Genomic DNA, 24,056 nt, shown 5'->3' with positions numbered 1-24,056 from the left:
CCCAATCCTTCGGCAAGGGGTTGGACGAAGTCTGTTCGAAGCGTTGTGTAGCGTTCGGAATACCGGACGTGACGAAGTGCGGGCCGCCGCGGAGACGGCCCGCACCACGTGTTCAGGTGGTCATTACACCTTCGACCAGGCCTCGTTGGCCCCGCCGTTGCAGCTGTAGAGGATCACCTTGCCGCCGTCGGCGGTCGACTGCCCGCTCACGTCGAGACACTTCCCGGACGCCTCGCTGAGGATCTGCCCGTTGCCGTTCAGCAGCCATCGCTGCCCGGGATCGCCCGTGAAGCCGGCGGTCGTCGTCAACCCCGAACTCCCCACCGTCAGATACCCATTGGCGCCCTTCAGGCCACCCTTCGCGTCGTACGACCACGCCTGCTCGACCCCGCCCGTGCAGGTGCCGATCGCGGCCCCCGAGGCGTCCGCCGTCAGGCACTTGCCGGACTGCTTGCCCTGGAGGGCGCCGGTGACGGCCGTCGAACTCCCTTGGTGCTTACGGGTTTTCTGGTCGAGGACGTACGTCGTGATCGAGCGGGCGGCGAGGGTCGTGGACATCGTGGAGCCGCTGACGTCGGGCCTGGTGACCTTCGCCCAGTTCTCCGTGGCCGACGTCCGCACGGCCTGGGTCGTGCGCACCGGCGTCTTGCTGTTGAAGTGCAGGTTCAGCGAAGTGTCCGTCGTGTTCTGGTTGTTGACCACGACCACCCACTTGCCGTCCTGGTCGTAGGAGGTCACTTCGACGCCGCTCGGCGCGCCCGTCACGTTGTGCGCGACGGAGCCCGGTGTCACGAACCTGCTGTACTGGCCGAGCGCGTAGTACCGCTTGGTGAAGTACAGCGACTGGTTGCCGTTCGTCGCGTAGTCGGGGTCGTAGTAGATCAACCCGTCGTTCCAGCCGACGTCGTTGCGCGCGGCCGGGTCCGTGCCGTAGCCGCTGGCGAGGGCCACCCACCACTGGAACGCCGAGTCGTGCGAGGTCGCGAAGTCCTTGTAGATGATCCGGGACATCAGCAGGGCGTTGTCGATCGTCGGGTCGTACTCCTGGTTCCAGCCCGTGGTGCCCTTGCCGAAGCAGCAGATCTCGGTGGCCCAGGACGGCTTGCCGACCGTCCTCGCCGTCTCGTAGACATTGCCCAACTGGCCGTCGTTCGGGTTGTTGTAGGTGTGGTGCGCCAGCTTCGACACGTACTGGGCGGTGTCCGGCTGTGAGATCCACTGCGGGAGCTCGGTGCTGAAACCGACCGTGCTGCTCGACTCGTCCGCGATGATGGAGGTCTTCTGCTGCCGGGCCCGCTGCTCGGCGCCCAACGCCCGCACGATGTCGTCGCGTTGGTCGACGGTGACCTGCATGCCCTCCTGGCCGCAGTCGCCGAAGTTGTTGTCGGGCTCGTTGAAGGGGCTGATGTAGTCGAACTTCGCGCCCTGCTTGGCGAAGTGGGCGGTGACGTCGGCGATGTACTTCGCGTAGTCGCCCTCGTTCTCCGCCTTCAACTGCCCGCCGCAGCTCTGCCCGTTGGTGGTCCACTGCGCGGGCGCGCTGTTGACGAAGCCGATCAGGTCCTGGACGCCGTACTGCGCCGCGTACTCGAGGAACGTCCGGCCGCCCTTGTCCTTGCTCCAGTCGTACGTCCCGTCGGCGTTCAGGAAGTCCTGGGCCGCACGGGCCGGGGTGGTCACCGCGGTGCCACCGCCGCCGATGTTGTAGCGGTAGGAGCTGAGGTCCAACCCCTTCGAGGAGAACAGGAGTCGGGCCACCCGCGCCTGGACGGCCGGGCTGAAGTGTTGCAGGTCGTTGACCCACCAGGCGCCGGACGCGCCGATGTTGTCGATGGTCTGGGCGGCATGGGGGGAGACCTCGGCCGGTGCGACGCCTTCGGCGTTCGCGGGTGGCGCGGAGATCAGGGCCCCGGTGACGGCGAGCGCGGCCGCCGCTGTCGCGAGGATCGATCTCCTGGGGTGGGGGTGAGTCACGTGCATCCCTTCCGTCGTCATGAAGGTGGTGCGGTACGGCTCCTTGCGGGGGTGGTGCGCCTCGCCCGCTGCCCGACCGACTGCAGTGCCCCTTCGAGTGCGAACGTCGCCGCGCCCAGGCACGCCGGATCGGTGGGGATGGGGGAGAGGACGATCTCGGTGGCGGCGAACGGCCGCCTGAGCGCGTGCCGTTGGACGGCCTCGCGCACTTCACGCAGCAGGGGGGTGCCGAGTTTGCGGGCGACCCAACTGCTGAGCACGACCACTTCGGGGTTGAGGACGTTGACGAGATTGGCGATGCCCGCACCGATGTAACGGGCGGTCTCCCGCACGACCTTGAGGGCCACGGGGTCGTTCGCGGCCACCCCCTGGGCCAGCGCGTCGATGGTGGCCGTCTGGTCCTCGGGGTGCAGCAGCGGGCTCTCGGGGCTCAACTCCCGTAGGTTCAGCATGATTCCGGGCGCGCCGACATAGGCCTCCACACAGCCGTGGTTGCCGCAGCGGCACAGTCGCCCGTCCAGGACGAGCGTGGTGTGGCCCCATTCGCCGGCGCTGTTGCTCACGCCCCGGTACAGGCCGCCGCCGAGCGCGAGCCCGGCGCCGACCCCGGTCCCGAGGTTGACCACCACCGCGTCCCCGCGTCCGCGCGCCGCCCCGAACCACATCTCGGCTACCGCGCCGGCCCGCAGCGGGTTGTCCAAGTAGAGGGGGTAGGCGATGACTTCGGAGAGCAGGTCGAGCAACGGCACGTCGTGCCAGTCCCAGTTGGGGGCGTACTCCGAGACACCGGTCCTCCGGTCCACCTGACCCGGCACGCTCACCCCGACGCCGAGCACCCGGGCCGCCTCGACGCCGGCCTGCGCGACCACCGAGCCGACGGCGGCGGCGACATGGCCGACCACCTGCTCCGGGAGGCTCTCGCCGGGCCGCATGTCCTCGTCGGCCCGGGCGAGGACGTTCAACGCCAGGTCGAACAGCTCGACATGGATGTACGTCTCCGCGATGTCGACGCCGATCAGCGCGCCCCCGGACGCGTTGACGGCGACGAGACCGCGCGGGCGGCCCCCCGCCGAGTCCTCGAACCCGACCTCGGTGATCATCCGCAGATCGAGCAGCTCACCGACGAGCGTGGCCACCGTGGCCAGGCTCAGTCCGGTGGCGGCGGCCAACTCCTGCCGGGAGGTGGGCGATTCGGCGATGATCTGGCGCAGCACCTCGTAACGGTTCGCGGTACGGATGTCACGTGATGTGCGCTTCACCGAGGTGCCCCCACCCTTTGCCGTCATACCGGGGCACGACGGCACCGGCGCGCGGCAAGGCTATGGGCTGCGGGCGAGGTTCGACAAGGGGTTAGGAAAGGGGCTGTATAAAGTCTGGCCCCCGCCATCGGTCCCCTCAGTCGCCGAGGACGTCCCGGACGAAGGCGTTGGCGAATTTGCCCTGTGGGTCGAGGCTCCGCGCCAGCGCCGCGAAGTCGCCGAGCCGGGGATAGCGTTCGCGCAGTACCGCCGCCTCCGCGGTGAACACCTTGCCCCAGTGCGGCCGCGCGTCGAAGGCGTCCAGCGCCTCCTCCAGCCGTCGCACCACGGGCAGTACCGCCGCCGTGTCCTCGATCCAGGTGAAGTGCAGCGCCACCGTGTCCCGGCCGTACGACGGGCTCAGCCACTGCGCGTCGGCGGCCACCGTCCGCACCTCGCAGGTCTGGAGCACACCGGCGACCGTGTCCCGGATGCCGTCGACCGCGTGCAGCGCGTCGAGCGCGGCCGAGCGCGGCAGCAGGTACTCCGACTGAAGTTCCGCGCCGCTGCTCGGGGTGAACTCCGCCCGGAAATGCGGCAGTCGCTCGTGCCACGGGCCCGCCACCCCGAGCTGTTCGGTGGTGTTGACCGCGGGCATCCCCGGCACCGGGTGCAGCGCCTCCGTGGCGGGCGCGGCCCACGGGAAGTCGACCGGTGACTGGTCGGTGCGCCGCTTCAGCCACACCTGCCGGAAGCCCGGCTCGCGCCAGTCGGTGAACAGACTCACGCTGTACGCCGACGCCGCCACCGTCTCGAAGTCCAGCCCGGCGAGCGGGAGTTCGGTGAAGACATACTGCTCGACCTCGAAGGCCGGCTCCAGGTCGAGGGTGAGCGAGGTGACGACACCGAGGGCGCCGAGCGAGGTCACGGTGCCCTCGAAGCGCTCGTCGTCGCGTGCGATCGTCACCGTGGCGCCGTCCGCCGTGACGATCTCGACCTCGCGGACGGCCGCCGCGAGCGAACCGTTGCCGACACCCGAGCCGTGGGTGCCGGTCGCCACCGAGCCGGCCACCGAAATGTGCGGCAGGGACGCCATGTTGGGGAGCGCGAGCCCGTGCCCGTGCACCCGGCGGGCCAGCTCCGCGTACCGGACGCCGCCCGACACCCGTACCGTACGGGCCGTGGTGTCCACGTCGAACTCGGGCGGCAGGGCGGCGATCGTCAGCAGGGTGCCGTCGGGGCCCGGCTCGGCGATCTCGTTGAAGGAGTGGCCGCTGCCCAGCACCCGGACCCGGTCGCTCTCGGCCACGAGGGTCCTGAGCGCGTCGAGTGTGCGCGGGCGGTGGAGTTCCTTCGCCGCGTAGGTGATGTTGCCGGCCCAGTTGGTGACCGTCTCCGTCATCCCTGCCGTCCCTCCGGGTGCGTGCGTTTTCCCCGACCCTCTCACCTGCGGACAACGGATACGGATTTCGTCGACCTACGGCAGTGAAAGTGACGTGATGGATAAATCCGTAGCCTATTTCCTGCGATATCGGTAGCCTCTCGTGTCATGGCCGACTCCCTTCCCGTCACCGACCTCACCCGCCACCGCCGCCTGCGCGAACAGGGCAGCCTCGACCGCGCCGACCTGGAGGCGATCCTCGACGCCGGGTTCGTCTGCCACCTCGGGGTCGTGATCGAGGGGCGCCCGGTCGTGATACCCACGGTGTACGGGCGGGACGGGCGCCGGCTCTATCTGCACGGGTCGGTCGCCAGCCGCAGTCTCGCGGGCGGCACCCCCGTGTGCGTCACCGTCACACATGTCGACGGGCTGGTGCTGGCCCGGTCGGTCTTCGAGCACGGGGTCAACTACCGCAGCGCGATGATCCACGCGGTGCCCCGCAAGGTCACCGACCCCGAGGAGAAACTCGCCGGGCTGCGCCGCCTCACCGAACACGCGACGCCGGGGCAGTGGTCGTACGCCAGGCAGCCGAACCGCAAGGAACTCGCCGCCACCACGCTGCTCGCCCTCTCCCTCGACGAGGCCTCCGTCAAGATCCGCACCGGCGCGCCCGACGACGGCGACGGTCCCGACGCGGAGCTGGGCCTGTGGGCGGGCACGCTCCCGCTGACCGCGACCTGGGGCACACCGACACCGGACCCACTGCTGTCGCCCGGCATCCCGGTACCGGACCACATCGCGCGCCGGGAGGGGGCCGTGCAGGGCTGACCCGCCGACACCCCCGCCCCCACCTCAAGACCGCCGGGGGCATACCGTGAGGAGTCGTACGCCTGAGCAGGGCGCCCGAGCCGGGAGGAGACACGGGATGGGCAGCCGTACCGCACTGGTCGAGGACCTGATGGAGCGCTTTCCGCATGTGCCGCGGGAAGCCGTCTTCAAGGAGGACCTGTTGCGCGGGGGTGTCGCCTTCGACCCGTCCGCGCTGAGCGACAACGAGGGCGGTGAGGTGAAGCCGAAGTCGTACTTCATCTTCTCCTTCGACCACGGCACCCTGCCGGAGCTGGGCGAGGCCGCGCTGCGGCGGCCGCCGGAGGAGATCATCCTCACCGGTGGACCGTACGACCTGCGGCGGACCGTCGTCTCCGTGCGCGTCAACCCGGCGTCGCCCTACCGCGTGGCCGCCGACGACGACGGCGTGCTCGGGCTGTATCTGGATGGCAAGCGGATCGCCGATGTCGGAGTGCCGCCCATGCCCGAGTACTACCGGCACAAGCTCGCCAACGGGAAGTCCGTGATGGAGGTCGCCCCGACCATCCAGTGGGGGTATCTCATCTACCTCACCGTCTTCCGCGTCTGCCAGTACTTCGGCGCCAAGGAGGAGTGCCAGTACTGCGACATCAACCACAACTGGCGCCAGCACAAGGCCGCCGGGCGGCCGTACACGGGCGTCAAGGATGTGGAGGAGGTGTTGGAGGCGCTGGAGATCATCGACCGGTACGACACCGCCAAGACGTCCACGGCCTACACCCTCACCGGCGGTGCGATCACCAAGACGGTCGCCGGGCGCGACGAGGCCGACTTCTACGGCCACTACGCCAAGGCCATCGAGGAGCGGTTCCCGGGTCGGTGGATCGGCAAGGTCGTGGCCCAGGCGCTGCCGAAGGACGACGTACAGCGGTTCAAGGACTACGGCGTGCAGATCTACCACCCCAACTACGAGGTGTGGGACGAGTATCTGTTCAAGCTGCACTGCCCGGGCAAGGAGCGCTACGTCGGCCGCGCCGAGTGGCACAAGCGCATCCTCGACTCCGCCGAGATCTTCGGCGCCCGCAATGTGATCCCCAACTTCGTGGCCGGCGTGGAGATGGCGGAGCCGTTCGGCTTCAAGACCGTTGACGAGGCGATCGCGTCGACGACCGAGGGCCTGCGCTTCTTCATGTCGCAGGGCATCACGCCCCGTTTCACCACCTGGTGCCCCGAGCCGACCACCCCGCTGGGCAAGGCGAATCCGCAGGGCGCTCCGCTGGAGTACCACATCCGGCTGCTGGAGGCCTACCGTTCGACGATGGAGGACTTCGGCCTCAAGTCCCCGCCCGGATACGGCGAACCGGGTCCCGGCCGCGCGGTCTTCTCCGTCAGCTCCTTCATGGACAGCCTTCCCGCCGAGGAGCCCGCGCCCTTGTAAGGAATCGGTAACGGTGTGGTCAACTCCCGCGACCGGTGAGACGGGAGAGGCTCGAACACGTACAACTGCACAGAGGGCGACTGACAGTTACCGCAATTGAATACGCGGCTTGTCAGTTGTGTGGGATGCGTGAAAGGCTCTTGCCCTGTCACGAGGCAGCCCCCCTCCAACTCGCTTACCGTCAGAGCTAGTTGGCCGTCATTCGTGGATGCAGGAGACCCATGCCCGACCTGCCGACTCCTCAGGACGCCGCTGAGGCAGCGCTGTTCACCGAGTGCTGGGACGCCGTGCTGTCCTACGCCGACCTGTGCACGTCCGGAGCCGCCTCGGCCACCGAACTGGCCGGCGAGGCGTTCACGCTCGGCATGCAGGAGGCCCGCAGCGCCGGGTCCGGCCCGATGCGCGGTTCCACCCGGCGCGTCCTGCCGGTGATACCGCTGCTGCTGACCGCCGTACGGACCACGGCGGCGGCCTGGGAGGCCGCCGGGCGGGGGCACCGGCTCGACCCGGACCTGCGGCTGTGGCTCAACTCGGACAAGGCGGCCCGCTACACCGGCATGCCGTTGCAGCGCCCGATCGCGCTGCGCGGCCTGCGGGACCTTCAGGAGGCGGACGCGGCGCTGCTGTGGCTGGCCGAGGTGGAGGCGCTGCCGATGCCCGTCGTGGCCCGCCGCCTCGGCCTCGACCCGGCGCTCGTCTCCGGTGAACTCGCCCAGGTGCGGGGCCTGTTCAGGGACCGCTGCCACCGCAGCCACCTCGACACACCGATGGCCGCCGAGTGCCGCAGCTATGCCCGGCTGCTGGACGCGGTGACCCGTTCACCGTCCGCCGACACGCCCGAGGACCTCTCACGGCACCTCGCCACCTGTGTGCAGTGCGCGGAGGCCGCCGCCTGCCTGCGGCTCCAGGGCGGCGGACTGCCGTCGGCCCTCGCGAGCGGCGTGATCGGCTGGGGCGGGCTCGCCTATCTGGAGCGCCGCCGCCGGGCCGCCGAGGTGCGGCTGGGCGCGGGGCGCCCCGCGGCCGAGATCGAGGCCGGGGAGCCGAGGGAGGGCGCGGGCAAGGCGCGCCTCGTGCGCAACGGGTTGCTCGCCGCCGCCGTCCTCCTCTCGCTGGTGGCGCTCGGCGTCTCGATGATGCCGATGGGCGGTGCCGGGCGCGACAACGCGGCCGGCGACGACGCCGACCGCCAGCCGGTGGCCGACCCCAGCTCCACGGTGGCATCCGTCGGCGCGCGCCCGCCGGTCACGGCCTCCTCGACCGGCCGGCCCGCGGCGAGCCACACGGCGACGGCCTCACCCGGCGACAAGAACCCCGACACGGAACCCCAGGGCACCGCCTCGGCCACCGCGAGCAACTCACCGGACCCGACGGCGAGTTCGAGCCCGAGTGCGCCGGCGAGCTGCGAGGTCACGTACGACATGGTCAACCAGTGGAACGACGGCTTCCAGGCCGCCGTCACCGTGACCACCACCAAGGCCCTCGACAACTGGCGCGTCTCCTGGTCTTACCGCGACGGCCAGCAGGTCACGCAGATGTGGGACGCGAGCGTCGCCCAGGACGGCTCCCGGGTCACCGCCACCGCCGCCGACTACAACAAGAACGTCGCCGCGGACGGCAGCTTCACCTTCGGCTTCCTCGGGACGTGGAACAACAGCAAGAACTCCGCGCCGTACGGGTTCACGCTCAACGGGGGCGCTTGCAGCCAGTAGTCGCGCGTACCCTGTGAGGTGCGCGTTCGAGGTGTCGCCGGGCACGTGACCCCGCGCGTCGGCTGCTCGGTCCGATGAGCGGAACGGCATATGACAGACCTTGTCCGGCCTCCCCAGGCTGGTCCCCGTACACGGCGCGCCGCTCAACCAGCGGTCGCCACACGGGGAAACGGGGACGGCGATGGCCTGGAACGAACTGACCGCGGAGACGCGAAGACACGGGACGACGGAAGACCCGGCGGGCGACCCGACAGGCGACCCGGCGGGAGACCTGACGGGCGATTCGGCAGAACGGTCACCGGCGCTCGCCCGGCTGCGGCTGTTCGGCGCCTTCCGGCTGGAGGGCAGAGAGGGGAGCATCGCCGTCCCCGCGAACGAGCAGCGGCTGCTGGCCTATCTCGGGCTGCACCAGCGCGCGCCCCGGTCGGTCGTCGCCGGGACCCTGTGGCCCGACGTCACCGAGGAGCACGCGCAGGGCAGCCTGCGGACCACGCTCTGGCGGCTGCGCCGGGTGCCGTACCCGGCGGTCGGCAGCGACGGCGACACCCTGTACCTCACGGACGGTGTGTCCGTCGACGTCGACGACTTCACCCGGGCCGCCCTGCGGCTGACCGGCCCCGGACACGATCCGGGTGACGTGGCGCCGCAGCTCGGACTGCCGGCGAGAGGCGAGCTGCTTCCCGGATGGGACGAGGAGTGGATCTGCTCCGAGCGGGAGCGGCTGCGCCAACTCCGACTGCACGCACTCGAATCGCTGAGTGCCCGGCACACCCGGCGCGGCAGCTACGCACTCGCGCTGGAGGCCGCCCTCACCTGCGTCGCGATCGAACCGCTCCGCGAGAGCGCGCACTGCGCGGTGGTGACCGTGCACCTCGCCGAGAGCAACGTCGTGGAGGCGATCCGGCACTACGAGGCGTTCCGGCGGCTGCTCCGCGCGGAACTGGGGATCGAGCCCTCGGCACGCTTCGCCGGCATGCTCCCGCAGCGGGCCGAGGGCGCCGTGCGCACACCGTCGCGCATGGCCGAGACGCCCGAGCGGCACGACCGCTCCGGGTGACGGGACCGGGCCCGGCGTCGTCGGCGGCGCCGGGCCCGGTGACGTTGACGCGGCGGTGACGTCCCGGTCACGGGGTGCCTGCCAGCGTTCCCCCTGACACGCCGAAGCCCCACGAACGACGACCCGAAAGGGGAATGCCGACATGGCCACCTGCCGTGGCGTCGACGTCTCCGCCTATCAGACGCCCCAGAACTGGACCGCCCGCAAGGCCGAGGGCGTCGTCTTCGCCTTCGCCAAGGCCAGCGAGGGCGAGCACACCCACGACACGCGCTTCGCCCAGCACATCACCGCGGTCATCGGCGCCGGACTCGTCCCCGGCGCCTACCACTTCGGCTGGCCGAACCAGAACCCCGCCACCGAGGCGGCCAACTACGTGGCGGCCGTGAAACCCCACGCCCGGCCCGGTTTCGTGCACTGGCTCGACCTGGAACGCCGGTCCGACGGCGCGAACTACGCCGGCGTCTCCGCGGCCGGGATCCAGTCCTACGCCACGAAGTGGATCACCGCGGTCCAGGCCGCGTTCCCCGGCCAGCGCGTCGGGGTCTACACCTCGGGCAGCGACCTGTCCGCCGGACACGCACCCGCCGCCGTACCGCTGTGGTACCCGGCCTACCCGTGGGCCGGCGCCGCGACCTACGCACAGGCCGAGGCGCACGCGCGGCCCGCCCCGTCCGGGCGGTCACCGCTGTTCTGGCAGTTCACCTCGACCCCGCTCGACCGATCCATCTGCTACCTGAGCGAGTCCGCGCTGCGTACGTGGGCCGCCGGAACGGAGACCGACATGCCGCTCACCGCCGACGACATCAGCAAGATCGCCACCGCTTCCGCGAAGGCGGTACTGACCATGGACGGCCTGATCGCCGCCCCCGCCGACGCCCCCGACGTGAAGACCAATCCGTACTGGGAGCTCCAGTCCTACATCAAGGACACCCACGTGCGGCTACGGGCCGTCCAGGCGACCGAGGCGGCGCAGAGCGCTGCCATCGCCCAACTCGCCACCGCCATCGCGACGTTCGACAAGAACATCGACCCCGCCGCGCTGGTCTCCTCCATCACGGCGGCCATCGAGACGGCCGTGGGCAAGGTCGTCGTCCACCTCGACACGGCCCCGTGAGCACGGGCCGCCGGCCACAGAAACTGAAAGGACTCCCTGCGATGAACCTCTTCGTCAGCTTCATGCGCACGCTCGTACCGATCGTCGCCGGACTCGTACTGACCCTCCTGGTCCATATCGGCGTCACCTTCGACTCGGCGTCGGTGGCCGCCGTCGTCACCACTGTCCTGACCGGCGCCTACTACACCGTCTTCCGGCTCCTGGAGACCCTCGCGGCGAAGATCCGGAACCGCCCGCTGGCGGCCGTCGCCGGGATCCTGCTGGGCTGGGCGACTCCGCCGGACTATCCGGCCACGGCCGGCTCGGCGGTCCGGCTCGCTCCCGAGAGGGCGTAGCAGCACGGCCCTTGTCATCGCCGCATGACGTCCCATCAGGCGGATCCCGCGTAGGTCTCCGCGCGAGGTGCGGGACGCCGGACGCCGTGCCCGACGGGCAGCGCGACGGCGCGGTGAGCACGCTGCTCATCGACGCGTGGCCCGGTCCACCCGCGTGCGCCGCCGTGCGTACGTACCTCTTCGTCGACGGCCTCGACGTGGTCGCGCGGAGCGACAGCGGAATGGCCGGCCTCGACCAGCCCGCTAGTCGCCCTTCTCAGGGCCCCAGCGCTCGGGCCCTCCATCACGCCAGTCGATCCACGGTGACTCCGCCACCTCCGCCGGGTCGATCTCCAGCCCGGCTCGGCGGAGAAACTCGGCGATGTCGGCCAGGTTGTGGGCCAGGCCGAGGATCTCGCCGTCCACGCGCACACGCCGGCCGCCCTTGGGCAACGGCGGAAGCACGATCACGCGAACCGGCCCGGACCTGCCTCCGGCGTCATCCGGGACCTGTGCCTCTCCGTCCCAGTGCGTCATTGGTGCAGCCGCTCACTCTCATCACCGTAGGACCGTTCCAGGTGGCGGAAGAGACGGAAGGGATGAGAGGGGTGAGAGGGATGGGAGGGGCGGAAGCGGAGCCGGGCGGGGGCGTGAGGGAGCGATCGCATGGCCAGATTCAAGCACGTGTTCGAATATTTAGGCCACCAAAGAGGCCAGGCGGGGTTGTCGATCAGCGCCTGGCGGCACTCAGCCCTCGCCGGACCGCCACAGCCAGCGGAGGGCATCGGGGAGCAGGACGCCGCCGTGGTTGGGGCTGTGACCGCCGTCGCCAAGCACGAGGCGGAAGTCGTAGCCGGCTTCCGCGAGCGCGGCGGCGACGCGCAGGTTGTCGGCGAGCCAGTTCCGCTCGGGCTCGTTCCAGCGCAGGTCACGATGGCCCGCTTGCAGGAAGACGCGCAGCGGCTTGCGGGGGACGCGTGGAATGAGTTCGGGGTACGGGTTGCCGTCCGGCATCTGCGTGAAGCTGGACAGGAACGCGGTGACCCGGCGGAACTTGTCGGGGCGCAGCCAGGCCGCGGTGAAGGCGCAGTTGCCGCCGCTGCTGCCACCGCAGATGCCCCACTGATCGGGGTCCTCGGTGATCGAACAGCGCTTGCCGACCTCGGGGATGATCTCGTTCAGGAGAAAACCCACGTACCGGTCGTCGAACGCGTCGTACTCGGTGTTGCGGTTCTTCGGTTCTACGGCGTCGGGGAAGACGCCGGGGTCGACGAACACGCCGATGGTGGCCGGGATGTCACCCCGGTGCGTGAGGTTGTCGAGGACGATCGCGCCGCGGACCTCTCCCGCGGGGTCCAGGTACCACCAGCCGTCCTGGAACACCATGAGCGAAGCTGGTTCGGCGGGGTTGTGATGTGCCGGCACGTGCACCCAGAACTTCCGGGACGTGCCGGGGTAACTCGCGCTGTCGTTCCAGTCGAACTCGATCGTCTCGCCCCGGGGTACGCCGGGCTGTGCGGTGGAGTCCGGGCCGTGGGCATAGCGGACGTCCGACTGGTGGATCGGAAGCGGTCGGTAGGGAACCTCGATCGTCACGTGGGTCAACCTAGGAGAGACCGCGACCTGCTCAAAGGGGTTTCGGGCATGCACTGCCCCGGCTGTGGCGAGATGATGGTCGCCATGGACACAACACCGCCGGGCCGAGCCCGCGTCGAAGCGGGTTGGCAGAAGGTTCGCGACGACGGGCGGGTTCGCCCGGATCTGCTCGCGGCGGCCTTCGCCGAACCCCGCCTGCGCCAACTGTTCCCGTGGACAGGCATGGGCGAGCTGCACTTCAGCCGCTGCACAGAAAATCCCTGGACATGGGACATCCCCTACGTCCTGCCTGCGGCAGAGGGCGAGTACTGGGTCGCCGGCCCTCTGCGCACCGAGACCGTCGGTCCCGCCGCGACGCCCCGACAAGCTGTCACGATGGTGCTCGGCCGTCTCCCTCCCGACTGCGGCCCTGCCTTCGTCGGAACCCGGGACGAACTCGCCGCCCACGAGGCCACGGTCCTCCCCTCGGCCGCCGGGGACGTGGACCGCTCAACAGACTGATCCCCGCGGGAAAACGGCACATCCCCGACCCCTGCGCTCGCTGTGGTCTCTGAATCGGGAGTCGGGATTCGGGATTCGGTGGTCCGCTGATGTCGAGAACGTGCCATCGGCTCCGTCCCAGGGGCATCAGCGGCCACCACCGGCCGCACGAGGAAGCACGACGAGGAAGAAGGAGACGCCGGCATGGCGATTCAGCGGATGGACAACGTCGGCATCGTCGTCGAGGGCATGGATGCCGCCATCGCGTTCTTCGTGGAACTCGGTATGGAGCTGGAGGGCAGGGCGGATGTCGAGGGCCTCTTCGCCGACCAGTGCACCGGACTCGACGGCGTCCACTGTGACATCGCGATGGTCCGGACGCCGGACGGCCACAGCCGGCTTGAGCTGGCGAAGTACCGCAGCCCTACGGCGATCAGCGCCGGGCCGCGCAACCGGCCGCACAACATTCTGGGCACGCACCGCGTCATGTTCGCCGTGGACGACATCAAGGACACCGTTGCCCGCCTCCGTCGCTCTCACGGCGCCGAACTCGTCGGCGAGATCGCCCGGTTCGAGGACAGCTATCTGCTCTGCTACCTCCGCGGCCCTGACGGCATCATCGTCGGCCTGGCCGAGCAACTGAACTGAACGCTCGCTGAGAACCGGCTCGTTGTCGGCCGAAGGGCGTGGGTGGGCGATGAGGCTCACATCCGTACGATGAGCACCCGGTGAATTCGTCGCAGGCGAAGTCGGCTGTGCCGTAGTTGGGGCCGTCGGCGCAGTGATGCCGATGGCCCGGGCCACGCCCGACAGGGCCAGAAGCTCCAACTACAGCGCAGAGAGGGAGACATGACGCACGGGCCTGCTTTCATGCGTGCGCGGTGGTGGTTCGGGCGCCGGTCACGCGAAGGAGGTCCAGTTTCCCCGCGTCGTCGCTTCCGGCCGCCGCCGTGTAGGTGACCATGCGCAGGTCCGCGCCGGGGACGATGAGAACGTCGCAGTCGAGGTGGATGTCGCCGACCTCGGGGTGCCGGATCGTCTTGCGGTCGCTCGTGTGCTGGGCGGCCGTCTCCGTGGCCCATTGATGGGCGAAGTCGTCCGACACCTCTCGCAGTTCCCGCACGAGACGACCGAGTTGGGCGTCCGTGGGACAGCGGGACACCGCGTCCTTGAGGTCGGCGACGATCGACGCGGCGAAGGTGTCCGGTCCGCGCTCGGACCGGACGGAGAGCATCAGGGCATGAGCGGCGCCGTCGCCGAAGAGCGCGCGGGCGAGGTTCCGTTCGCTGACGGGGAGGAATGAGGGGTCACCGAGCAGGGCGCACCACGCGGTGTTCCACCACACCAAGGTCCAGTCGGCGGCGAACACCCCGATCGGGACGTCGCCCAGGCGTGCGACGAGCCGTTGGATCCCTGCGGGCACATGGGTGTTGACCGTCCCGTCCCGGGGCGGCAGGAGCCCGGCGCCTCGGTACAACTGGTCGCGCTCCGCGCGGGACAACTGAAGGGCCCGGGCGAGGGCGCCGACGACCTGGGGCGAGGGGTTCTTCGCACGTCCCTGTTCCAGGCGCAGGACGTAGTCGACGGAGAGCCCGGCCAACTGTGCGAGCTCCTCGCGGCGCAGGCCCGGTGCACGACGTCCGGGCATCACGGTGAAGCCGGCGTCCGCCGGGGGCAGGCGGTCGCGCCAGGCGCGCAGGAGTGCGGCGAAATCGGAGCGGGCGGAAGCCATGGGTCCATTCTCGCCTCCAGGGAGTGGACGAGCCTGGGTACTGCCAGTCCTAGTGACGGCTACGGCACTGGCCGGCATCGGCGCGAGCCGCGAAGGTGAGGACGCGCCCGAGGGGCGCCATCGGCCGACCAGCTAAGGAGTCCCCATGCGGCACACCATCGTGATGACGGGAGCGAGCGGCGGGATCGGCCGCGTCGCGGCGGAGTACATCCTGCGCCGTTCGCCGGACGCGCACCTCGTCGTCGTAGCACGCGGACCCTCCGGCGCACGGACGGCCGCGGAGCTCGGAACGGGCGGACACGCGGTCTCGCACGTCTCGGCGGACCTCGGCTCGCTGCAGAGCGTCCGCTCGGCCGCCACCGAGATCCGCGACCGGCTGGAGCGAGGTGAACTGCCGCCGCTGCGCGGCTTCGTGGGCAACGCGGGCGTGCAGTACTCGAACGCGCTCACCGAGGGCCCCGACGGGTTCGAGTCCACCTTCACCGTCAACGTGCTCGCCAACCACCTGTTCGTACGCCTTCTCCAGGACCGCTTCGCCGCTCCCGCCCGGATCGTGATCACGACCAGCGACACCCACTTCGGCGACTTCAGGCACAACCTGGGTCTGGTGCCGGGACCGGTCTGGAAGTCCCCGGACGCCCTCGCCCGCACAGGAGCCTTCTCCGCACCGGACACCGTGGCCGCCGGACGCACCGCGTACTCGACGAGCAAGCTGGCGACGATCTACCTGGTGCACGCGTACGCGCGCCGGCTGCCGGCCGGGATCGACGCCGTCACCTACAACCCGGCGTTCGTCCCCGGCACGGGTCTCGCGCGCAACGCGGGACCCCTCTCCCGGTTCGCGATGCGGCGCGTCATGCCGATGCTGACGCTCACACCGTTCGCCACCAGCCGCGCCGCTGCGGGCCGCCACCTTGCCGATGCCGTCCTCGGCACACCCCGGGTACCGACCGGTTCCTACGTCGACCGCGGCCGTGCGGACCGCTCGTCGGATGAGTCCTACGACCCACGGCGTGAGGACGAACTCTGGGCGGCCGTCGAACGGTTCACCGCGGTGACCGGCAGGCTCGGCACCACCGCCGCCGGAAGCAGCACCGCGAGCGGCAGCGCCGACTGACGGTGGTTCCGGCCCGGCCGGGGAGGACGGCTCTGGGCCTGCGCTCGCTACCGCCCCGCCGGACTCGGGCTCCCGATGGGGGTGCGGAGCGCGCTGCGATTGTCGTGCCACGCCCGGAGGAGTTGTGTGCCGAGCCGGTCCTCCAGCAGGACGGTTGCCTGGATGCCGAAGACGACGTCGGGTTCCAGGCCGGGTTCGTTCTCCAGGAGGCCGCCGATCACTTCGTGGCGTACGACCTGTTCGTGGACGGCGTCGGCCTCGACGTGTTCGTCGTAGAAGCGTGCGGCGGCGGGCCCGGCGCCGGTGCGGCGCATGGCCTTGGCCAGTCGGCGTGAGCCGGGTGGGGAGGTCACCTCGACGGTGGCGAAGTGACCGACGAGTGCGCCGCGCAGGGCCCGGTGCAGTCCGAGAAGGGACATGAGGTTCACGGGGGCGAGGGCCTCGGCGGGGGCCGCGTGGAGGTAGTGGCCGTAGGCGGTCTCCAGGCCGAGGTCCGTCATGAGGTCGGCGAAGAGCCGGGCATGGATGTCGTCCGCGCGTCCGGCGCCGAACTCGTCGAACTCCACCGCCACCATCGCCGCCTTGGCGCGCCCGTATAGCCGGGGGAGGACCCACGCGTGCGGATCCGCCTCCTTGAGGTGGTAGAGCGAGCGGAGCGCCGCGTACTCCCTGAGTTGGGGCAGGCCGCCCTCGTTCCGCAAGTAGTGGGTGACGCTGGTGGTGGGGTCGCCGACGGGTTCGGTCAGCAGTCCGTCGAGGGCCTGCCGCAGGGGCTGGGGGCCGGGTACGTCGGCGCGCAGCGCGGTGAGGAAGCGCCGTTCGAGCGCGCGGCGGAGAGCCAGGAGGTCCGGGTCCCACTCGTGGCTGTCGTCGACGCCGGCGAAGCCCTGGTAGTGCAGTTCGTACAGGAGGTAGAGGGCGAGTTGCAGATCCTCCCCGTACGGGTCGGCGCTGGTCGTCTCCTGTGGCGGTGGCGTGATGCCTTCCCGGAGCGCGGAGACGACGGCGGCGGAGAGCGTTCCTCGCGGGGAGGGCAGGGGCGGGCTTTCGAGCCGGGCTTCCCGGTGGGCGGACATCACTCGCCCCGCTTCTGGTCGTCGGGAGCCCGCCGGTCCCGCGGCTTCTCGTGGCGGCGGTGGCTGGTGTCGCACCAGGGGTAGGTACGACTGCGCCGGCAGGTGCAGACCGCGACCGCGAAGCGTCGTGAGACGACGACCCTGCCGTCGTCCGTGACCACCTCGACCGGGCCTTCCACGAGCAGGGGCCCTCCGGGGTCGACCCGGATGCGGCGCGGGCGTTCAGGCGTGTTCGGCACGGACGACCACCACTTCCTCCTCGTTCTCCTCGGCCATCAGGCCCTCGTGACGCAGCCAGGGAAGGCGGGAGCGCAGCACCGGTCCGAGGGGGATCAGCACGCGATCGGTGACCGTCGCCTTCATTCCGGCTCTCTCCAACCGCTCCAGGGTGGCGTCGGTTCCGCACAGGCCCGAATGGACGAGGAGCAGGACTCCGCCGGCCCGCAGCGCCGAGGGCGCGCCGTCACAGATCCGGTCCACGAGCGCGCGGCCGTCACGCCCCGCGTCCCAGGACCGGGCCGGGCCCCGCCGGGGCAGACGGTCGGTGGGCGAGGGGACGTAGGGGGGATTGCTGACGACCAGGTCGAAGGAGCGGCCGGGGACGGCATCCGTCAGATCTCCGCGGTGTACGACGACGTGTTGCCGGGCGGCCAGCGCGTTGAGGCGCGCGGTGAGCACCGCACGCCAGGAGATGTCCACGGCGGTCACCCGCGCACCCAGTCGCGCCGCCGCCACGGAGAGCGCTCCGGTTCCGGTTCCCAGATCCAGTACCTCCGACCCGGGGGCCACGCCCTCGCGGCACAGGGCGCGGGTGAGGAGCCGGGTGTCGTGCTGGGGCCGGTAGACCCCGGGCGGTGCGAGGAGAAAAGACGGCGTGGGGCGCGGGAGCACTGCGGTGGCCATATGCACCTCCGGTACGTGAGCGGCGTGGGACGACCCGGTGCACTCTGTCCCACCCATCGCTCGGTGGAAGCCGCTCACCACTGGGGTGCCGGCGTCGCGGGCGTCCCGTCAGCGAGTCGGATCCCGTTCGACACTCGGGTCTGTTCACGCCGCGAGTGCCCCGACACCCGTGATCCACACGTCGGCCCCAACTCGGACACCTCCGCGACGGCGCGGACGTCCTGTTCACCTACCTGCCCGAAGAGGACGAAGGAGACGAAGAGACCCGCGCGACCGCCCGCCTCGTCGAGGAAGCCGGTTCCCCCGGTTCGAAAGGCCGGGTGCCCGCCGGACCGTAGCTCATGCTGGCCTTGTCGTGGTCGTTGGCCGCCAGGACCGCGGACCGGTGGTCGGCGCGGTCCCGCCGGGGACGCTGAGTCCGATGAGGATCCGACGGGGAACCCACCCTCGTGTCTTCGCTGCCCGCGACGGACGCGATGGAGAGGACGCAAGACGTGGATGTGTATGAAGCCGTGGACAGTCGCCGGGCGGTGCGGGCGTTCAGCGACGAGCCGGTATCCAAGGAGGTGCTCGAACGAGTGCTGGCCGCGGCGACGCGGGCTCCGTCGAGTGGGAACCTCCAGCCGTGGCATGTGTACGTCGTCAGCGGCGAGCCCCTCGCCGAGCTGAAAAGACGCGCGACGGCCAGGGCGCTGGCGGGCGACCCGGGTGATGAGCGGGAGTATCCGATGTACCCGGCCGAGCTGACGGCGCCGTATCTGGACCGCTTCTCCGCCGCGGCCGCCCAGCGGTACGAAGCGCTGGGGATCGAGCGCGACGACCCCGACAGGCCCATGAAGATCGCGGCCTTGAACTCGGAGGCGTTCGGGGCGCCGGTCGTACTCTTCTGCTACCTCGACCGGACGATGGGGCCCGGGCAGTGGGGGGACGCGGGGATGTACCTGCAGACGGTCATGCTGTTGCTGAGGGCGGAGGGGCTGCACAGTTGCCCCCAGGTGATGTGGACGATGTACCGCAGGACCGTCGGCCAGACAGTCGGAGCCGGTGATGGGCTCGCGCTGTTCTGCGGTGTCTCGGTGGGTTTCGAGAGGGAAGGCGTGCCGCAACTGCGCACCGGGCGGGCGGACCTGACGGAAACCGTGAGCTTCATCGGGGTGTGACCCGCTGCCCCGTACTCAGCGGCCGGTGGTGTCGGAGAAGCGGACGTCGTCGGCGATGGTGATGCGCGCGGCCATGTTGCGTTCCATCATCCTCAGGGCGGCTTCGGCCAGGTCCTGGTGGATGTGGGCGACCGCGTCGCGGGGCACCGTCACGCTCAGATGCCGGATGTGGGCGTCGAGCGCCGAGTACAGCACGCACTGCTCGGTGACCTGCCCGCACAGCACCACGTGGTCGACGTCTTCCTGGCCGAGCAGGTAGCTGAGCGGGGTCTCGTAGAAGGCCGAGTGCCGTGCCTTGACGACGAAGAGCGACGTGTCGTCGGGCGCGACGGCCCGCACCAGGTCCGCGTGCGGGCCGCTCAGCGCGGTCTTCAGGAGTTCGCCGTGGTGGGAGCGCCACTGGCCGAAGTTGTCGTTGACGTAGATGACCGGGGCTCCGGACCGGCGTGCGCGTTCCAGGAGTCTGGTCACTCCCGGCAGGCATGCCTTCACCGAGGGAAGCAGCAGGTCGGCGTCGTCGTGGTCGTACGTGTTGATCATGTCGATGACGATCAGCGCGGTCTTTGCCATGCCTCCCACCCTGCACCGTAGAACCGCCTCTTCGCCTCCGGTCGCGGGTAGCCGAAGGCGGGTGGCTACTCGGGCTGCGACATCGTGAGCGCCGGGCGAGCACGTCATGCCGGGCTCGCGTCTCCGAAGGCGCGGAAAGCGGAAAGGCGGCTCGACGTGACGGACAAGGTCCCGTTGCGGACCTGTCGCGGAAAGTGTGGGGACAAGCGGCTGGCCGTTCCCACCGAGGACCATCCGCTGGAGCACGAGGGGTTCGAGGGCGTGATCCCCGAGGGTGAGTACGCGCAGGCTCCCGGCAGCTCCTCGGTCGGAGCCGCCGGGAGCGGAACGGCGGATCAGCCGGGCCAGATGCCGGTCAGGCGCCGGGTGGCCACCGCGCCACCGCGGTCGACAGCCGCTTTGACCCCGGCGAAGATCGCGCCCTGCAGTACGGCGGCCAGCAGCACCTCGCTCCACTCGCGGTCCTCGTCCGTGGCGTCGGGCGCGTCCTCGTCGTGGCTGAACACCTTCCACGCCTGCTTGAACAGCGCGCCAGCAGCCATACCACTGAGCGCGCCGAGCGCCAGACCGACCGGCTTGTAGGCCACCTTGGAGGCTTTCATCCGGACCCCCTGCTTCTTCGCTTCTTTCCTCTTCGTCACTTCTTCTTACGACGCAGCAGTACACAGACGACCAGGAACGCCACGCCCGCACCGATCAGGGCGGTGCGGTTGTTCCGCACGGGCTCAGGCGCCTTCGCCTGCCACATCTGTTCCGCCTGCGACGCCTTGGCCTTCACCTGCTCGGCAGCCACGGCCGCCTTGTCCTTGACCGTGTCGGGCACCTTGTCCTGCAGCACGTGCGAGGCCTCGGATGCCTTCACCTTGGCCTGTCCGGTCAGTTCCGCGGCCTTGGCCGTCGTCTGCTCCTTCAGGGCGGTGGCCTTCTCCTGCGCGCGGGCCTTGACGTCGGCCTTGTCGGCCAAGGCCTGGACCGTGTCGCCCAGTTCGTGCCGGGTCTGTTCGACCTGCTCGCGCAGTTCTTCCGTGCTCGCGGCGGTCGGCTCGTCGTCGGGTGGTTGCGTCATCGCTTGGCACTCTCCTTGATCTCGGCCACATCGGCCTTCACGCTGTGGATGGTCTGCTCGGGAGCGGGCGGGGCCGCCTGGCCGACCTCCTTCTTTCCGGTCAGGGCCAGCACCGCGGTCAGCAGGCCGAGAACCGCGGTCACGATCAGGGCCGCGGCCCAGACCGGCAACGGCACCGCAAGGGCCGCGATCCCGGCCGTGACCAGCGCTTGCAGGGTGAGGAAGCCGGCCAGGCCGGCCCCGCCGAAGAGCCCGCCGCCCTTGCCGTAGAGCTTGCCCTTCTCCTTCATCTCCGCCTGGGCCAGACGCATCTCGCCCCGCACCAGCTCCGCGAGCTGCTGCGAGGCACGCTGCACCAGCTCACCGACCGGCTCTTCGGCCGCGTCACTGTGCCGGGTAGTGCTGCCGGTCGGGTACCTACCTGTCTCATCCATGACTCGCCCTCCTTCGCCGTGACGTCCAAGTACCCCCGAATACGAGAAAGACCGCCGCGCCGAACCCGTTCGTGTCACTCGACAGGGCGTGGTTTCACAGAGGGCGACCCGTGGCCGCCGTCCGCAGGGTCATTGGCCGGAGATTCCGCTCCCGGTGTGTGAGGCAAAAGAACCTGGGCATCCGGTGGTGCGGAGGTTGATAACTATGGTTCCCCTGCTTCTCGTACTCCTGCTTGCCCTGATTCTCTTCGGTGCGGGATTCGCGCTGAAGGCTTTGTGGTTCGTCGCCGTCATCGTGCTGGCGGTCTGGCTGGTCGGATTCGTCGCTCGCCCCAGGGGAGGAAGCGGCCGCTGGTACCGCTGGTAGACGTAGCGGACGACATCTCTCCTCATACGGGCCCCGGTCTTGGACCGGGGCCCGTATGTAATGGGGGGCATTGCTGTTTTCGAAACCCCCGCACCTTCAGCAATGCATATCGTGCCCGGAATTCAGAATGGCTGATGAATCTTCGTAGCCGGTGGGGGCACCCGGCAGGGGGCAGTGTTCACCCCCTTTCCGGAGAGATCATGACGGAGAAGACCGAGAGCCCGAAGTCCAGCCGATACTGCAAGGTGTGCGGCACGCCGGCCGGAGACGGGACGCTGTGCGGGCGCTGCGGGGCCGTCCTGGAGGTTCCGACGCACCGGGGCGCACAAGCAGATCCGGGATCCGCCTCCGAACAGCCCACACCGCTGCGGGCGGCGAGGCACCTGAGGCACATGCGGGCCTTCTACGGAGCCGGCGCCGCCCTCTGGGTGGTCTCGACCGCCTGGACGGCATGGGACTCTCCCGGAAGCCGACCCATGTGGACGTCAGTGCTTCTCTTCGTCGTCTTCACAGGCTTGCTGGCCCTGGCGACCGTGTGGCTGCGGCGCCTTGAGGACACGAACGGCGCGGGGTCCGCCCGTCACGCCGCACCCCGAGCGTCAGTTGTTGCGCGCGTCGGGACCTCGCACTCCTGAAAGTGGTCGAGAAGGTCGCCTTACGCGTCGGGCACCTGGTGCCAGGCATCGATGTCACCAACGACCCCCTGCTGCGGGGACGGCTCTTCTCCTATCTCGACACCCAGCTCACATGCACCAGACCGCGGTCCACCGAGGCGTGGCACGAGCGCGAACACATCGTCGCCGCCTACACCTTCGAGCTCGGCACGTGCCGGGAGACCGCCGTCAAGGAACGGGCGCCGCGGGTGCTCGCCAACATCAGTGGTCGAACTGAGCGCCGCACTCTCCTGACTCGGCCGGGAATGGCCGGTCGAGGGCCGCATCATCGGCATCGTCACCAGAGGCACGGACGACCTTGCTGGCCGGAGCCTGGAGGCGGCCGGTCTGCCCGAAGGCCCCGAGGGAGCGGTGTTCGCCACGACCGCCTCCGACGTACTGCGAGGCGTGACGTATCTCCTCGCGGGACACCACGCCTGGGGCGGCTTCACGCTTGCCCTGTGACCGACGGTCCGCTGGTGGAAATTCGGTGGTGTCACGGCCGGCGGATCCCTAGAGTCGTCTCTGTTGGAGCGGCCACCCGCGTGGTGCCGCCGGTGACTTGGCTTGTGCCGTGGGAGGTGTGACCGATGGCTGTCTCTGTGATGGGCGCTGCCCGCATCCGGAAGTTCATCAAGTCCACTCCCGTGGCCTCCGGCTGACCACTCCTCTTCTATCGCGCCTGTGCGCGTGCTGCCGGGGCCACCCTTGTGAAGGGTCACCCCTTGTCTTTCTCCTCTCTTTCGAGTTCGGCTTCGTCACACCCGCTCGCCCCGTACGCCTGGGACGCGGACTGGGAGGCCGAGTTCGCCCCCTTCGCCGAGCGGGGTCTCCTGCCCGGCCGTGTCGTACGGGTCGACCGCGGCCAGTGTGATGTCGTCACGTCGGCTGGCGTTATCCGTGCCGACACCGAGTTCGTCGTGCCCCGTGACCCGATGAAGGTCGTGTGCACGGGGGACTGGGCCGCCGTCGATCCCGAGGGCGGTAGTCCGCGGTACGTGCGGACGCTGCTGCCGCGTCGTACCGCCTTTGTGCGGTCCACCTCCTCCAAGCGGTCCGAGGGGCAGATCCTCGCGGCCAATGTCGATCACGCGATCGTGGCCGTACCCCTGAACGGGGAGGTCGACCTCGGTCGTATCGAACGGTTTCTCGCGCTCGCCTGGGAGTCCGGTGCCCAGCCCGTCGTCGTGCTGACCAAGGCCGACCTCGTGCCGGACGCGGCGACGCTGTCGTATCTCGTCCAGGACGTGGAGACGACGGCGCCCGGTGTGCCGGTGCTGACCGTCAGTGCCGCGGCCGGGGAAGGGATCGACGTCCTCGCGGCGGTCGCCGCCGGTGGTACGTCCGTGCTGCTGGGGCAGTCCGGTGCGGGCAAGTCGACGCTCGCGAACGCGCTGCTCGGCGAGGACGTGATGGACGTCCAGGCGACGCGTGACGTGGACGGCAAGGGCCGTCATACGACCACCACGCGCAATCTGCTCGTCCTGCCCGGCGGCGGGGTGCTGATCGACACCCCCGGGCTGCGGGGCGTCGGACTGTGGGACGCGCAGACCGGGGTCGGGCAGGTCTTCGCGGAGATCGAGGAACTGGCGGGACGGTGCCGCTTCCACGACTGCGCCCACACCGCCGAACCCGGGTGCGCGGTGCTCGCCGCTCTCGACTCCGGTGAACTCTCCGAACGCCGGCTCGACAGCTACCGCAAGCTCATGCGCGAGAACCAGTGGATCGTCGCCAAGACCGACGCCCGGCTCAGGGCCGAGCTGCGCCGCGACTGGAAGCGGAAGGGGGCGGAGGGCAAGGCGGCCATGGAGGCGAAGCGGGGGCGCTGGGCCTGAGGTCCGCCCCCCCGTAACGTCGCGTCCGATTT

The 24,056-nt window shown here is 70.0% G+C and carries 25 protein-coding genes and 3 pseudogenes; 15 read left to right on the top strand and 13 right to left on the bottom strand.

Annotated elements, in window-relative coordinates; translation table 11 throughout:
- Positions 1-123 precede the first annotated feature (123 nt).
- From AB0M63_RS07515 to AB0M63_RS07505, 3 genes are all read right to left on the bottom strand, one after another.
- Entirely contained in the window at positions 124-1,980 is a 1,857-nt protein-coding gene (locus AB0M63_RS07515) for a glycoside hydrolase (protein ID WP_366018745.1), read from the bottom strand.
- Between the two features lie 11 nt (positions 1,981-1,991).
- Positions 1,992-3,233 carry an ROK family transcriptional regulator gene (locus tag AB0M63_RS07510; protein WP_355907378.1) on the bottom strand — a complete coding sequence of 414 codons (1,242 nt, stop codon included), beginning with the start codon at positions 3,231-3,233 and terminating at the stop codon, positions 1,992-1,994.
- 136 nt (positions 3,234-3,369) lie between these two features.
- Entirely contained in the window at positions 3,370-4,614 is a 1,245-nt protein-coding gene (locus AB0M63_RS07505; RefSeq protein ID WP_366018744.1) for a D-arabinono-1,4-lactone oxidase, read from the bottom strand.
- Positions 4,615-4,761: 147 nt separating this feature from the next.
- On the opposite strand from AB0M63_RS07505, the gene AB0M63_RS07500 reads away from it, so the two are divergent.
- The 6 genes from AB0M63_RS07500 to AB0M63_RS07475 all read left to right on the top strand — a co-directional run bounded on the left by AB0M63_RS07500 (position 4,762) and on the right by AB0M63_RS07475 (position 11,056).
- The gene (locus AB0M63_RS07500; RefSeq protein ID WP_366018743.1) at positions 4,762-5,421 is read left to right on the top strand and encodes a pyridoxamine 5'-phosphate oxidase family protein; all 660 of its coding nucleotides are present in this window, start codon (positions 4,762-4,764) and stop codon (positions 5,419-5,421) included.
- A 97-nt stretch (positions 5,422-5,518) separates the two neighbouring features.
- On the top strand, positions 5,519-6,838 hold the full coding sequence (locus tag AB0M63_RS07495; protein WP_366018742.1) for a radical SAM protein: 1,320 nt from the start codon (positions 5,519-5,521) through the stop codon (positions 6,836-6,838).
- A 221-nt stretch (positions 6,839-7,059) separates the two neighbouring features.
- Positions 7,060-8,550: a cellulose-binding domain-containing protein gene (locus AB0M63_RS07490; protein WP_366018741.1), complete on the top strand. Its 1,491-nt coding sequence runs from the start codon at positions 7,060-7,062 to the stop codon at positions 8,548-8,550.
- Positions 8,551-8,731: 181 nt separating this feature from the next.
- Positions 8,732-9,607, top strand: a complete 876-nt coding sequence (locus tag AB0M63_RS07485; RefSeq protein WP_366018740.1) for a BTAD domain-containing putative transcriptional regulator — start codon at positions 8,732-8,734, stop codon at positions 9,605-9,607.
- Positions 9,608-9,749: 142 nt separating this feature from the next.
- Positions 9,750-10,721, top strand: a complete 972-nt coding sequence (locus AB0M63_RS07480; RefSeq protein ID WP_355907360.1) for a glycoside hydrolase family 25 protein — start codon at positions 9,750-9,752, stop codon at positions 10,719-10,721.
- Positions 10,722-10,762: 41 nt separating this feature from the next.
- Positions 10,763-11,056 (top strand): hypothetical protein, encoded by a 294-nt coding sequence (locus tag AB0M63_RS07475; protein ID WP_355907356.1) that lies wholly within the window; start codon positions 10,763-10,765, stop codon positions 11,054-11,056.
- A gap of 243 nt (positions 11,057-11,299) precedes the next feature.
- On the opposite strand, the gene AB0M63_RS07470 is transcribed toward AB0M63_RS07475, so the two are convergent.
- Together AB0M63_RS07470 and AB0M63_RS07465 are read right to left on the bottom strand one after the other, a co-directional pair.
- On the bottom strand, positions 11,300-11,506 hold the full coding sequence (locus tag AB0M63_RS07470; protein ID WP_366018739.1) for a hypothetical protein: 207 nt from the start codon (positions 11,504-11,506) through the stop codon (positions 11,300-11,302).
- Between the two features lie 276 nt (positions 11,507-11,782).
- Positions 11,783-12,631, bottom strand: a complete 849-nt coding sequence (locus AB0M63_RS07465; RefSeq protein WP_366018738.1) for an alpha/beta hydrolase-fold protein — start codon at positions 12,629-12,631, stop codon at positions 11,783-11,785.
- An 84-nt stretch (positions 12,632-12,715) separates the two neighbouring features.
- Here AB0M63_RS07465 and AB0M63_RS07460 point away from each other — a divergent pair, with 84 nt between their 5' ends.
- Positions 12,716-13,132, top strand: a complete 417-nt coding sequence (locus AB0M63_RS07460; RefSeq protein WP_366018737.1) for a DUF6193 family natural product biosynthesis protein — start codon at positions 12,716-12,718, stop codon at positions 13,130-13,132.
- A 183-nt stretch (positions 13,133-13,315) separates the two neighbouring features.
- Positions 13,316-13,759, top strand: coding sequence for a VOC family protein (locus tag AB0M63_RS07455; RefSeq protein ID WP_366018736.1), 444 nt, complete (start codon positions 13,316-13,318; stop codon positions 13,757-13,759).
- 220 nt (positions 13,760-13,979) lie between these two features.
- On the opposite strand, the gene AB0M63_RS07450 is transcribed toward AB0M63_RS07455, so the two are convergent.
- Positions 13,980-14,843, bottom strand: a complete 864-nt coding sequence (locus tag AB0M63_RS07450) for a helix-turn-helix transcriptional regulator (protein ID WP_355907341.1) — start codon at positions 14,841-14,843, stop codon at positions 13,980-13,982.
- Between the two features lie 145 nt (positions 14,844-14,988).
- On the opposite strand from AB0M63_RS07450, the gene AB0M63_RS07445 reads away from it, so the two are divergent.
- Positions 14,989-15,960 (top strand): SDR family NAD(P)-dependent oxidoreductase, encoded by a 972-nt coding sequence (locus tag AB0M63_RS07445; protein WP_366018735.1) that lies wholly within the window; start codon positions 14,989-14,991, stop codon positions 15,958-15,960.
- Between the two features lie 47 nt (positions 15,961-16,007).
- Here the strand turns inward: AB0M63_RS07445 and AB0M63_RS07440 are convergent, their stop codons facing one another.
- The 3 genes from AB0M63_RS07440 to AB0M63_RS07430 are packed head-to-tail and all read right to left on the bottom strand — an operon-like array spanning position 16,008 to position 17,939.
- Positions 16,008-17,036, bottom strand: a complete 1,029-nt coding sequence (locus tag AB0M63_RS07440; protein WP_366018734.1) for an iron-containing redox enzyme family protein — start codon at positions 17,034-17,036, stop codon at positions 16,008-16,010.
- Complete coding sequence (locus tag AB0M63_RS07435; protein WP_366018733.1) at positions 17,036-17,275, bottom strand: CDGSH iron-sulfur domain-containing protein; 240 nt, start codon at positions 17,273-17,275, stop codon at positions 17,036-17,038. The genes AB0M63_RS07440 and AB0M63_RS07435 overlap by 1 nt, the downstream gene beginning before the upstream one ends.
- Positions 17,259-17,939, bottom strand: coding sequence for a HemK2/MTQ2 family protein methyltransferase (locus AB0M63_RS07430; protein WP_355907330.1), 681 nt, complete (start codon positions 17,937-17,939; stop codon positions 17,259-17,261). Before AB0M63_RS07430 ends, AB0M63_RS07435 begins: the two co-directional genes overlap by 17 nt.
- A gap of 203 nt (positions 17,940-18,142) precedes the next feature.
- Between AB0M63_RS07430 and AB0M63_RS07425 the strand changes: the two are divergent.
- Positions 18,143-18,238: pseudogene (locus AB0M63_RS07425) on the top strand (NAD(P)-dependent dehydrogenase); the annotation flags it as partial.
- Between the two features lie 195 nt (positions 18,239-18,433).
- Positions 18,434-19,099, top strand: coding sequence for a nitroreductase (locus tag AB0M63_RS07420; protein ID WP_366018732.1), 666 nt, complete (start codon positions 18,434-18,436; stop codon positions 19,097-19,099).
- A 15-nt stretch (positions 19,100-19,114) separates the two neighbouring features.
- Here the strand turns inward: AB0M63_RS07420 and AB0M63_RS07415 are convergent, their stop codons facing one another.
- Positions 19,115-19,669 (bottom strand): isochorismatase family cysteine hydrolase, encoded by a 555-nt coding sequence (locus tag AB0M63_RS07415; protein ID WP_366018731.1) that lies wholly within the window; start codon positions 19,667-19,669, stop codon positions 19,115-19,117.
- 84 nt (positions 19,670-19,753) lie between these two features.
- Here AB0M63_RS07415 and AB0M63_RS07410 point away from each other — a divergent pair.
- A pseudogene (locus AB0M63_RS07410) lies at positions 19,754-19,951 on the top strand (hypothetical protein); the annotation flags it as partial.
- Positions 19,952-20,004: 53 nt separating this feature from the next.
- Here the strand turns inward: AB0M63_RS07410 and AB0M63_RS07405 are convergent.
- The 3 genes from AB0M63_RS07405 to AB0M63_RS07395 are packed head-to-tail and all read right to left on the bottom strand — an operon-like array spanning position 20,005 to position 21,169.
- Positions 20,005-20,271, bottom strand: coding sequence for a DUF4235 domain-containing protein (locus tag AB0M63_RS07405; protein WP_355907321.1), 267 nt, complete (start codon positions 20,269-20,271; stop codon positions 20,005-20,007).
- 35 nt (positions 20,272-20,306) lie between these two features.
- Positions 20,307-20,735: a DUF3618 domain-containing protein gene (locus AB0M63_RS07400; protein WP_366018730.1), complete on the bottom strand. Its 429-nt coding sequence runs from the start codon at positions 20,733-20,735 to the stop codon at positions 20,307-20,309.
- A complete protein-coding gene (locus AB0M63_RS07395; protein ID WP_355907315.1) occupies positions 20,732-21,169 on the bottom strand; it encodes a phage holin family protein in 438 nt (145 codons plus the stop codon). The genes AB0M63_RS07400 and AB0M63_RS07395 overlap by 4 nt, the downstream gene beginning before the upstream one ends.
- 205 nt (positions 21,170-21,374) lie before the next feature.
- Here AB0M63_RS07395 and AB0M63_RS07390 point away from each other — a divergent pair, with 205 nt between their 5' ends.
- The 3 genes and pseudogenes from AB0M63_RS07390 to rsgA all read left to right on the top strand — a co-directional run bounded on the left by AB0M63_RS07390 (position 21,375) and on the right by rsgA (position 24,024).
- Positions 21,375-21,536, top strand: a complete 162-nt coding sequence (locus AB0M63_RS07390; RefSeq protein ID WP_355907312.1) for a hydrophobic protein — start codon at positions 21,375-21,377, stop codon at positions 21,534-21,536.
- 643 nt (positions 21,537-22,179) lie between these two features.
- Positions 22,180-22,441, top strand: a pseudogene (locus AB0M63_RS07385) (catalase); the annotation flags it as partial.
- A gap of 473 nt (positions 22,442-22,914) precedes the next feature.
- Positions 22,915-24,024, top strand: a complete 1,110-nt coding sequence (gene rsgA / locus AB0M63_RS07380) for a ribosome small subunit-dependent GTPase A (RefSeq protein ID WP_366018729.1) — start codon at positions 22,915-22,917, stop codon at positions 24,022-24,024.
- Positions 24,025-24,056: the final 32 nt, after the last annotated feature.

It is taken from the genome of Streptomyces sp. NPDC051576 (assembly GCF_040681835.1).
Classification (GTDB): domain Bacteria; phylum Actinomycetota; class Actinomycetes; order Streptomycetales; family Streptomycetaceae; genus Streptomyces.
Note: the sequence above shows the minus strand (reverse complement) of the source record. Positions and strands in the feature narration are given on the sequence as shown.